The sequence below is a fragment of the Rhodoferax sp. genome (assembly GCF_028689305.1).
Taxonomy (GTDB): Bacteria; Pseudomonadota; Gammaproteobacteria; order Burkholderiales; family Burkholderiaceae_C; genus Rhodoferax.
Genome location: NZ_JAQTWM010000108.1, coordinates 1 through 9,833 on the forward strand (window position 1 = coordinate 1; position 9,833 = coordinate 9,833).

Annotated in this window: 11 protein-coding genes and 1 tRNA gene; 4 read left to right on the top strand and 8 right to left on the bottom strand. The window is 64.1% G+C overall.

The features are described 5' to 3' along the window. The 3 genes from uraD to PHW99_RS16370 form a co-directional block, all read right to left on the bottom strand. The coding region (gene uraD, locus PHW99_RS16360; protein ID WP_300180034.1) for a 2-oxo-4-hydroxy-4-carboxy-5-ureidoimidazoline decarboxylase at positions 1–491 on the bottom strand (491 nt) is incomplete at its 3' end. A gap of 3 nt (positions 492–494) precedes the next feature. After that, positions 495–1,469: an allantoinase PuuE gene (gene puuE / locus PHW99_RS16365; RefSeq protein ID WP_300180039.1), complete on the bottom strand. Its 975-nt coding sequence runs from the start codon at positions 1,467–1,469 to the stop codon at positions 495–497. Beyond that, a complete protein-coding gene (locus PHW99_RS16370; protein WP_300180042.1) occupies positions 1,466–2,167 on the bottom strand; it encodes a GntR family transcriptional regulator in 702 nt (233 codons plus the stop codon). Before PHW99_RS16370 ends, puuE begins: the two co-directional genes overlap by 4 nt. Before the next feature lie 62 nt (positions 2,168–2,229). Here PHW99_RS16370 and uraH point away from each other — a divergent pair, with 62 nt between their 5' ends. Further along, complete coding sequence (uraH, locus tag PHW99_RS16375; protein WP_300180045.1) at positions 2,230–2,583, top strand: hydroxyisourate hydrolase; 354 nt, start codon at positions 2,230–2,232, stop codon at positions 2,581–2,583. A 106-nt stretch (positions 2,584–2,689) separates the two neighbouring features. On the opposite strand, the gene PHW99_RS16380 is transcribed toward uraH, so the two are convergent. After that, entirely contained in the window at positions 2,690–3,214 is a 525-nt protein-coding gene (locus tag PHW99_RS16380) for a hypothetical protein (RefSeq protein ID WP_300180048.1), read from the bottom strand. Positions 3,215–3,342: 128 nt separating this feature from the next. On the opposite strand from PHW99_RS16380, the gene xdhC reads away from it, so the two are divergent. Continuing rightward, on the top strand, positions 3,343–4,191 hold the full coding sequence (gene xdhC, locus PHW99_RS16385) for a xanthine dehydrogenase accessory protein XdhC (RefSeq protein ID WP_300180051.1): 849 nt from the start codon (positions 3,343–3,345) through the stop codon (positions 4,189–4,191). Then, on the top strand, positions 4,191–5,432 hold the full coding sequence (locus tag PHW99_RS16390; RefSeq protein WP_300180054.1) for a urate hydroxylase PuuD: 1,242 nt from the start codon (positions 4,191–4,193) through the stop codon (positions 5,430–5,432). Before xdhC ends, PHW99_RS16390 begins: the two co-directional genes overlap by 1 nt. A 42-nt stretch (positions 5,433–5,474) precedes the next feature. On the opposite strand, the gene PHW99_RS16395 is transcribed toward PHW99_RS16390, so the two are convergent. Next, positions 5,475–6,446 (bottom strand): tripartite tricarboxylate transporter substrate binding protein, encoded by a 972-nt coding sequence (locus PHW99_RS16395; protein ID WP_300180057.1) that lies wholly within the window; start codon positions 6,444–6,446, stop codon positions 5,475–5,477. Positions 6,447–6,462: 16 nt separating this feature from the next. Beyond that, complete coding sequence (locus PHW99_RS16400) at positions 6,463–7,530, bottom strand: CDP-6-deoxy-delta-3,4-glucoseen reductase (protein ID WP_300180060.1); 1,068 nt, start codon at positions 7,528–7,530, stop codon at positions 6,463–6,465. 47 nt (positions 7,531–7,577) lie between these two features. Between PHW99_RS16400 and PHW99_RS16405 the strand changes: the two genes are divergently transcribed. Then, entirely contained in the window at positions 7,578–8,546 is a 969-nt protein-coding gene (locus tag PHW99_RS16405) for an SDR family oxidoreductase (protein WP_300180063.1), read from the top strand. Here PHW99_RS16405 and PHW99_RS16410 read toward each other — a convergent pair. Then, complete coding sequence (locus PHW99_RS16410; protein WP_300180066.1) at positions 8,530–9,609, bottom strand: glycosyl hydrolase; 1,080 nt, start codon at positions 9,607–9,609, stop codon at positions 8,530–8,532. The two genes, PHW99_RS16405 and PHW99_RS16410, sit on opposite strands and share 17 nt — an antisense overlap. Before the next feature lie 105 nt (positions 9,610–9,714). Continuing rightward, a tRNA-Leu gene (locus tag PHW99_RS16415) sits at positions 9,715–9,799 on the bottom strand. Positions 9,800–9,833: the final 34 nt, after the last annotated feature.

Consider the following 9,833-nt stretch of genomic DNA (forward strand, 5'->3'; position numbering starts at 1 on the left):
ATGCGGTGGATGTTGCGCAGGCATTCCTGCAACTCAAAATCGGGGTGGTTTTGCAGGCGGCGGGTAAAGGTGGCGATGATCTCGGCGCGGCTCAAGCCGGTGCCACGCGGGCCGCGCACCGCCAGGATGAAGGGCCAGCCGAACTTGGCGTTGTAGTCGTGGTTGAGCTGCTGGAGTTGGGCGAATTCCTCGGCGCTGCAGTGGGTCAGGCCAGCGGTATTTTGCTCATTGCTGGACTCGGCGGTAAGACTCTGGCTGACCATGGCTTTGCCGGCCAGCTCGGGGTGGGCTTTGATCAGCGCGATCTGGGCCTCGCGCCCGGCGTTTTTCAGAACCTCGGTCAGCACGTATTTGAGCTGGGCCAGGGACTGGAACGGGCGCTGTTTCAGGGCTTCTTGGGCAATCCAGGGCGAGTGTTCGTAGAGGCCGTTGAGCAGGCTCAATGCCTCGTCTGCGCTGGCGGCGTTGAGTTGGGGCAGAGTGATGGGCATGGCTCAGTTGCTGTGGTGGGGACTCGGCATTGGCGCATACGGATGCACAGTCTTCCAGTGCCGCGCAATATCAATGCGCCGACACACCCATACATCCGGCTTGCCCCCAATGTGATCCAGAAACCGCTGCAGCGCGGTGATGCGCCCAGGCCGCCCGAGCAAGCGGCAGTGCATGCCGACACTCATCATCTTGGGTGTGTTCAGCCCAGCCGGGTCGCCCTCGGCGTAGAGCGCATCAAACGTGTCTTTCAGGTACTGGAAAAACGGGTCAGCATGGGAGTAGCCCTGGGGCAGGGCAAAACGCATGTCGTTGCAGTCCAGCGTGTAGGGCACGATGAGCTGCGGCACCACGGTGCCGTCGGTTTTTTTCACTTCCATCCAGAACGGCAGGTCGTCGCCGTAGTAGTCGCTGTCGTAGGCAAAGCCGCCAAAGTCGACCACCAGGCGGCGGGTGTTGGGGCTGTCACGGCCGGTGTACCAGCCCAGGGGGCGCTCGCCCATCAGGCGGGTCAGGATTTCCATGCCACGCGCCATGTGCTCGCGCTCCACTGACTCGGGCAGGGTCTGGTAGTGAATCCAGCGCCAGCCGTGGCAGGCGATCTCGTGCCCCAATTGCTGGCAGGCCTGCACCAGTTCGGGGTGGCGCTCCAGCGCCATGCTGACGCCAAACACCGTGAGCGGCAGGCCACGCTGCTCGAACTCGCGCAGGATGCGCCACACCCCCGCGCGGCTGCCGTATTCGTAAATGCCTTCCATGCTGATGTGGCGGTCCGGGTAGCTGGCCGGGTTGAACATCTCAGACAAAAACTGCTCGGAACCGGCATCACCATGCAGCACGCAGTTTTCGCCGCCTTCTTCATAGTTCAGTACAAATTGCACCGCCACGCGGGCCTGATTCGGCCACTGGGCGTGCGGTGGCTGGCGGCCGTAACCCGTGAGGTCACGCGGGTAGGGCAGGGTGCTGTTGTAGTGGTTCATGGCGGGGTGAGTGGTGCAGGGGTGGTTGCAGGTGCAGCAAAATCAAGGCCAGCCTGCACATGCTGCAGGTGTTCGTCCATCAGGCGCACGGCCAGCGCCTCGTCCTGGGCGGCCAGCGCCTGGACGATGTGGGCGTGTTCGTCGCTGGAATGTTCGGCGGCATCTGCGCTCTGGTACATCAGGGTGATCAGCGAGCAGCGCGAAATCAGTTCGCCCAGCAAGTCGGCCAGCACCTGGTTGCCCATCAGCTCGGCCATGCGCACATGAAAGGTGCGCAGCAAGCGGGTGCGTTCGGCCCGTGCCTGGGCATCGTCACGGCGCAGCGCGGCTTTTTCGGCCCGCACATGAGCTTGCAAGGCCTTGATGTGGGCCGGTTTGACCTGGCGCACAAAGGCGCGTGTCATCTCGGCTTCCAGCATGCGACGCACGGCAAACACCTGGCGCGCTTCGTCAGCGCAGGGGCTGGCCACAAACGCGCCACGGGCCTTTTCCAGGCGGATCAGCCGGTGCTGTGAGAGCTGGAACAGGGCCTGGCGCACCAGGGTGCGCGACACGCCAAACTGGTTGGCCAGGGTCTGCTCGGCCAGCTTGGCGCCGGGCAGCAGCTGGTGCGACACGATGGCCTGCGTCAGCGCGTTGACGATCAAGGCGGTGGCGGAGCTGGTTTCGGACGGGGCGCTGGATATCGGGTGGACCATGTCGGCATGATAGCTGCTTCACCAAAAAGTGTATACACTTTGTGCAAAGCGAGGACATCACCATGGGACTGAGTACACACGTGTTGGACACCATGCACGGCACCCCGGCTGCGGGTATGCAGGTGGCGCTGTATGCCACTGACGGCGCCCAGCCGCGCTGCCTGAAGCAGCTGGTGCTCAATCAGGACGGGCGCAACCCGGACGGGCTGCTACTGGATCACACCGAGTTGCAGCGCGGCACCTATCGGCTGGTGTTTGACGTGGCGGCGTATTTCAAGGCGCGCGGTGTGGTGTTGCCTGAGCCCAATTTTCTGGATCAGGTCAGTCTGGATTTTGGGGTGGCTGAGCCGCAGCAGCACTACCACGTGCCGCTGCTGGTGAGCCCCTGGAGTTATTCAACCTACCGGGGCTCGTGAGATGTCATTCCGCTCCCAAATCATCTGTGTCGTTGTTGCTGCGCCTGGTCGTGCGTCAGCACTGCCTGCGGCTTCGCGCCTAGACACAAATGATTTGGAAGCGGAATTAGAGTTGCCCCTCGGTCAAGGTGTCGAGCTGGAAGGTGCCGCTGCGGTGCCACAGCCAGGTGTCGGTGTAGGTGACCCGGCCCATGCGCACCGGCGCCGGGTAGGGGGCGGCGGCGCGCACAGTGCGTTCGATGTCGGCCATCACCTCGGGCGCGTGTTTGGGCGCCCGCATCCAGCTGGTGCCGATGACGCGGCCCTTGCTGTCTACCTCCACCTGCAGCACCCCGATGGCGTACAGCAGCGGCGGCATCTTGCCCTGGTAGATGCGGTCAGCGTTTTTGCCGTACAGGTGTCTGGCGGCGTCACGCCGGTAATCACGCGGCGTGCGCGCCTGGGACACCAGGGTCGGCACCGCCTCGGGCGGCGGAATCACCACCACCGGTGCGGGTGGTTGAGGCGCGGGTTTGGGCGCGGGCGGCGGCAATGGGGTCGAGCTGCAGCCCGCCAGCAAGGCAGCGATGGCGGCCGCCAGGCTCAGGCCCAGGGTGATCAGGCGTTCGCGTGGGTGAAACAGGTGGTTCATGGTGTTTCTCTGACAACAGGACAGGACGGTTGGGGCGGCGGCCAGAAACCCGGCACGGCGCAAGCCCGTACTGTGCCGCAAAAACCGGGGCTTGTGATGGTTTGGCCGCGCCAATTGGGTAAGGGTTTGTGAGAGTGTTCACAGAATTGTTCTCACTGCTGGCGACGCAGGAGGCGGTGCTGGTCACGGTGCGGGCCCATCGGGGCTCGGTGCCGCGTGAGGCGGGGGCCTGGATGGCGGTGTTTGCCGACCGCTTGCTGGGCACTGTCGGGGGCGGCCATCTGGAGTGGCAGGCGGTGCAGCAGGCCCGTGCCGATTTGGCCGCTGGCGTCGTCGGTTGTGCGCAGCGGCGCTACCCGCTGGGGCCGGCGCTGGGGCAGTGTTGTGGCGGCGAAGTCGAGCTGGGGTTTGAGCGCATCGGCGCCCAGGATGTGTCCGCGCTTCAGCAACGGTTTGACCGCCAGAGGGCCGCCTGGCCACCGGTGGCGCTGTTTGGTGGCGGCCATGTCGGCTGGGCGCTGGTGCGGCTGCTGGCTGAGCTGCCGCTGCGCCTGACGTGGATTGACAGCCGTGACGGGATTTTCCCGCCTGAGGTGCCCACCCAGGTGGTCTGCGAGTTTTCCCAGCCGGTGCAGGCGGCGGTGGCGGCGCTGGCGCCTGGCAGCCATGTGCTGGTGATGAGTTTCAGCCACGCCGAGGACTTTGAGGTGGTGCAGGCCTGCCTGGCGCGCCAGCGCCAGCGGGCGGACTTGCCGTTCATCGGCCTGCTGGGCAGCCGGACCAAATGGGCCACGTTTGCCCACCGCCTGCAAGACCGCGGCTTCAGCCCTGCCGAGCTGGCGCAGGTGACCTGCCCCGTGGGGGCGCCCGGCATTGGCGGCAAGCAGCCCGAAGTGATTGCCGTGGCGGTGGCGGCACAACTTTTGCAAGTCATGGACCGGGCGCTGGCCTGTGACGGCGTCAACAAGGACGGATGATGGAAAGTTATTACCTGGACTGGGCTAACCTGCTGCTGCGTTGGGCGCACGTGATCACGGCCATTGCCTGGATCGGTTCGTCGTTTTATTTTGTCTTTCTCGACAGCAGCCTGACCCCGCCCGAAGACGACGACCTGAAAAAGCAGGGTGTCAGCGGCGAGTTGTGGGCGGTGCATGGCGGTGGCTTCTACCACCCGGTGAAGTTTGCCGTGCGGCCACCGCAGCTGCCCAAACACCTGCACTGGTTTTACTGGGAGAGTTACAGCACCTGGTTGACCGGCTTTTCACTGTTCACTGTGTCTTATCTGTGGAGCGCGGGTACCTACCTGATCGACAAGTCCAAGCTGGACTGGGCGCCCTGGCAGGCGATCACGGTGGCGCTGGCGTTCCTGGTCGTGTTCTGGCTGCTGTATGACCTGATTTGCCGGGTGTTTGGCCAGCGCAAGCATGGTGATGCCATCGTGGGTGCACTGGTGCTGCTGCTGGTGTGCGTGGCAAGCTGGCTGGCCTGCCACTGGTTTGCCGGGCGCGCCGCCTTTTTGCTGATGGGCGCGATGCTGGCCACCAGCATGAGCGCCAATGTGGCGCACTGGATCATTCCGGGCCAGCGCAAGGTGGTGGCAGCGATCAAGGCGGGGGATCCGGTGGACCCGATCCACGGCATCCGTGGCAAGCAGCGCAGTGTGCACAACACCTATTTCACGCTGCCGGTGCTGTTTGCCATGCTCAGCGGGCACTACAGCTTCACCTACACCCACCCGCAGAACTGGCTGGTGCTGATCGCCATGATGCTGGCCGGGGCGGCGATCCGCCAGTTTTTTGTCCTGCGCCACGGCTACAAGCTCGGGCGCAACCGCCACCCTTGGCCTTACGCGCTGCTGGGGGGCGTGCTGATTGCCGCGCTGGTGGTCTGGCTGGCACCCCGGTCGGCACCAGTGGTCACTGAGAATGCTACTAATTCAGTAGCTATTGAGGCAGGAAATACGCAGGCTGGAGGCCAAATTTCTTATGCGATTTTGCAGCCCATCCTGGCCCAGCGTTGTTATTTGTGCCACGGCGCCCAGGTGCAGATGAAAAACGTGCGGCTGGATTCGCCTGCTGGTGTCAAACAACACGCCCAGGGCATTTACCAACAGGCGGTGGTGACCAAAATCATGCCGATGACCAACACCACCGGCATTTCGGAGGCCGAGCGCCAGGTGATCAAGCAGTGGTTTGAGACCGGGGCGCGGGTCGATTGAGCCCCGCGCGGCACCGGGCGGGGCTGGCTGGTTTTGTCCGCTTCAGTCCACCCGGGCGCCGGAGGCCTTGACCATGCTTTCGTATTTGGTGCGTTCATTGGCCATCAAGGTACCAAAGGCTTGCGGCGTGGTGGGCACCGGCTCGGCCAGCAGGGTGGCAAAACGGGTCTTGGTCTCGGGCGCGTTGAGTGCCGCGACAAAGGCTTGGTTGAGCTTGGTGATCACGTCTTTTGGCGTGGCTGCCGGTGCCACCAGGCCCCACCAGGTGTCCACGGAAAACCCTTTGAGGGTGTCGGCCACTGGCGGTACGCCGGGCAGGGCATCAACACCCTTCAGGGTGGTGACGGCAAGCGCCTTGAGTTTGCCGGACTTGATGTTGGGCGCGGCGGTGGCCAGGTTGTCAAAATTGAAATCCACCTGGCCGCTCAGCAGCGCCAGCTGCGCCGGGTTGCCACCGTTGTAGGGGATGTGCACCACAAAAATGCCGGCTTCCTTCTTGAACAGCTCGCCAGCCAGATGACCCGCGCTGCCGTTGCCGCCGCTGCCATAGTTGAGTTTGCCCGGGTTGGCCTTGGCGTAGGCGATCAAGTCGCTCACGCTGTTGATCTTCAGGCGGCTGGCGGCGTCGGCGTTCATCACCAGCACGTTGGGCACCCGCACCATCTGGGTGATGGCGGCAAAGTCGGTGGCGGCGTTGAACGGCATCTTGGCGTACAGCCAGGGGTTGACAGCATGGGTGGCGGTGGCGGCAATGCCGATGGTCAGGCCATCCGGCGCGGCCTTGGCCACCAGGTCGGCACCGATGTTGCCCCCTGCGCCGGGTTTGTTTTCAACAATCACGGTGCCCAGGCTGGTCTTGACGGCATCGGCCAGCACCCGGGCGGTCACGTCCAGCGGGCCACCGGCGGCATAGGGCACGATCAGGCGGATCGGTTTGTTCTGGGCCTGGGCGGTTGGCGCCAGCAGGGCGGTGCCGAGGGTCAACGCGGCGAGCAGCAGAGGTTTGAAAGGCATGGAATGTCCTTGGGAGTCAGGGGTTGAGGGTGGTCGCCTTGTCGGCTTCCGAGATGAAGGCGTCGGCAAAAAACTCGTCGGCGGGCAGCCCCGCCTGCAGATAGTCGCGCTGGGCCGATTCCACCACAATCGGCGCACCACAGGCATAGACCTGGTGGCGCGACAGATCGGGCACATCCTGCAGCACGGCCTGGTGCACAAAGCCAGTGCGGCCAGTCCAGCCGTCCTCGGGCGTGGCGTCTGACACCACCGGCACGTAACGCAGGGACGGCATGTGCGCCATCTGGGCCAGCACCCAGTCGTTCATGTACAGGTCAGTCGGTTGCCGGCCACCCCAGTACAACGTGGCGGGGCGGGTGATGCCGGCAAACTGCAGGTGTTCGATCAGCGCCTTGATTGGCGCAAAGCCGGTGCCCGAGGCCAGCAGGATGATCGGCTTGTCGCTGTCTTCACGCAGGTAGAAGCTGCCGTAAGGCCCTTCGATGCGCAGGATGTCGCGCTCTTTCATGCTGTCAAACACCAGGTCAGTGAACCGGCCACCCGGCATGTGCCGGATGTGCAGCTCCAGCAGTCCCCCGGCGGCCAGCGTGTGCGGGGCATTGGCCATGGAGTAACTGCGCCGCAGGCCACCGGCCAGCAGGAATTCGACGTATTGGCCGGCGTGGTACTGGAACACCTCACCGGCGGGCATTTGCAGCATCAGGCGCATGACGTCAGGCGACAGCCGCTCCATCTGGCTGACGCGGGTGGGTAATTTGCGGATCGGGTACGCCCCTTCGGCGGTGACCTGGCGCGATTCCAGCACCACGTCGCTGTTGGCGGTGGCGCAGCAGGTCAGCACCAACCCCTGGGCCTCTTCGGCCTCACTGAGGGCTTTGTTTTGATGGGGGCCGTGGGTCACACTGCCGCTGAGTTTTTTGCATTTGCAGGAGCCGCAGGCGCCATCCTTGCAGCCGTAGGGCAGGGTGATGCCCTGGCGGATGCCGGCGGCCAGGATGGTTTCACCCGCAGCAACGTCAAAAGTACGCTGGCTGGGCTCGACGGAGACCTGAAACGTCGACGCGGGGCTGGAACGGTGGGGCATGTTGTCGTTATCCTTGGCACGTGAAGCAAAACTGAAAGGACTTAATTTTGCCTGCATTACAAAGTGCCCATCCGCTGTTGTACGCCACCCGGCCTGGTGCCTTGCCGGCGCGCTTTCGGCGCGAGCGGGTGTTGCTGGTCGGCTGTGGGGATGTTGGGCTGCGTGTGGCGGCACGGCTGCAGGGGCGGGTGCGACTGCTGGCGCTGAGTTCCAGCCCGGCGCGCGTGACCGAACTGCGCGCCCGTGGCATCACCCCCTTGCAAGGGAACCTGGATGCGCCGGTTTCGCTGCGGCGGCTTGGCGGGCTGGCCACCCGTGTGGTGCACCTGGCACCCCCACCGGACACCGGGCGGCAGGACCCGCGCACGCAAGCCCTGTTGCGTTGCTTGCGCCGCCGCAGCCCGCCGCAGTCGCTGGTGTACGGCTCCACCAGCGGGGTGTATGGTGATTGCCAGGGGGAAATTGCTACTGAAACAAGAGCTTTAAACCCAGGAACAACGCGGGCTCAGAGGCGAATGGATGCAGAAGACCGGGTGCGCCACTTCAGCCGTGCCAGCGGCGTGCCCAGTATGGTGCTGCGGATTCCCGGGATCTATGCCCCTGATCGTGCGGGCGGCACCCCGCGTGAACGCCTGCTCAAAGGCACACCGGTGTTGCAGGCGGCGGACGATGTCTACACCAACCATATCCATGCCGACGATCTGGCCCGAGCCTGTCTGGCCGCGTTGTGGCGTGGCCGGCCGCGGCGTGTCTACAACGTCAACGACGACAGTGGCCTGAAGATGGGGGACTATTTTGACCTGGCCGCCGATCTGTATGGTTTGCCCCGGCCGCCGCGGCTGCCGCGCAGCACCGCCACCGAGCAACTGCCTTTGCTGCTACTGAGTTTCATGAGTGAGTCGCGCCGCATGGACAACACCCGGCTGAAACAGGAGCTGGGTGTGCGCCTGCGCTACCCGACTGTGGCTGATGGTCTGACTGGCCAGCCGTTGGCCGGGGTCAGGGCGGGGTGTTGACGGCCACGGATGTGGCCAGGATGTCGGTGAAGGCCAGCTTGGCTGTTTGCCCCAGGCCATGGCAGTTGGCCGACACGGTGGCCGTGGTCTGCACGCAGGGGGTGTCCCGGTTCAGCGACCAGTAGTGCAGGCCGCCCAGGCCCTGGCTGCGGGCAAAGCTGGCCAGCTGGCGCGCATCCTCCAGCGTGAACACATTGCTGGTGACGTCGTTGATGCCAAGCATCGGGGTGACTTCAATGCGTGACAGGGGCAGCCGGTATTTGCGGTGCAGATTGTTCACCGCCCTGACGGCCGAGGCGGCCATGTCGCAGCGGTCAGCGCGCACCACACAGGCGCCACTGCTGGCCTGGCCGTAATTCATGACCATCAGGTTGACGTAGTGATTCTGCAAACCCTCGGCTTCAATGGCTTGCATGACCCACTGGCCGGTCTGGTTCAGGCTGTTGCCGCCGTTGGCGGCCGTAGCGGCCAGGGTGAAACTGAAGCGCAACTCGGGGTGCTGGCGCATGGCGATCCCCACCTGATGCACCAGTTGGCGGATCAGCTCCGGTGTTTGCTTGGCCTCGATGTTGAAATCAAAGCCCAGCAGGTGGCTGGACTGGTAACGGTTGATGAACGCCGCCATGCCGGCTTCGCTGCTGCAGGTGAAGATGGCATCGGAGCCGCCGGTGGAGATCATGTAATTCACGTCGGCCTGTTGCAGCGCCGGCAGGTTGGCCTGGGCCAGCTTGTTGGCATCCAGTCCGCCCCAGTGTTCCTTGCCGCATTCACCGCTGGCAAACGCCAGCGTCAGCGTGCGCAGGGTATTGAGCGGTGGCGTGGTTGGCCACTGGATGATGGCCTTGGTGTTGGCGGAAAAAAAAGTGTTGGCCAGCGGCATCTGGCCTTCCACCGCCAGGTTGAGGTCCAGGTAAGGGCTGAAATGAAATGGCGCCTTGGGCTTGGGAAAGAAGGGGGTTTTCTGGGACACGACCAGATAAACCAGCAGACCCACCAGAACCAGGGTGATGCCGGTCACGATGCGCCAGTGCATTTTGAGGCGCCAGAATATCGAATGCATCATGAAACGCCAGCCCTGAGTCACGCAGTTCTGTCAATTGCTCCAGAAGGCGTCATTTTCAGACGAGGGGTTGGTCTGGGCGGGGGGAGTTCAAGCCATCTGAGTTGCTGGTGCCCGGGGCCGGAATCGAACCGGCACGCCTTGCGGCGGGGGATTTTGAGTCCCCTGCGTCTACCAATTTCACCACCCGGGCAACGCTTGAAGCCCTGAATTATGGCACAGTGTGG

Coding starts and splice junctions, on each gene's coding strand:
- puuE (WP_300180039.1), bottom strand. CDS start 1,469: ATGAACCACTACAACAGCACCCTGCCCTACCCGCGTGACCTCACGGGT.
- PHW99_RS16390 (WP_300180054.1), top strand. CDS start 4,191: ATGGAAAGTTATTACCTGGACTGGGCTAACCTGCTGCTGCGTTGGGCG.
- uraH (WP_300180045.1), top strand. CDS start 2,230: ATGGGACTGAGTACACACGTGTTGGACACCATGCACGGCACCCCGGCT.
- PHW99_RS16395 (WP_300180057.1), bottom strand. CDS start 6,446: ATGCCTTTCAAACCTCTGCTGCTCGCCGCGTTGACCCTCGGCACCGCC.
- PHW99_RS16400 (WP_300180060.1), bottom strand. CDS start 7,530: ATGCCCCACCGTTCCAGCCCCGCGTCGACGTTTCAGGTCTCCGTCGAG.
- PHW99_RS16370 (WP_300180042.1), bottom strand. CDS start 2,167: ATGGTCCACCCGATATCCAGCGCCCCGTCCGAAACCAGCTCCGCCACC.
- PHW99_RS16380 (WP_300180048.1), bottom strand. CDS start 3,214: ATGAACCACCTGTTTCACCCACGCGAACGCCTGATCACCCTGGGCCTG.
- PHW99_RS16410 (WP_300180066.1), bottom strand. CDS start 9,609: ATGATGCATTCGATATTCTGGCGCCTCAAAATGCACTGGCGCATCGTG.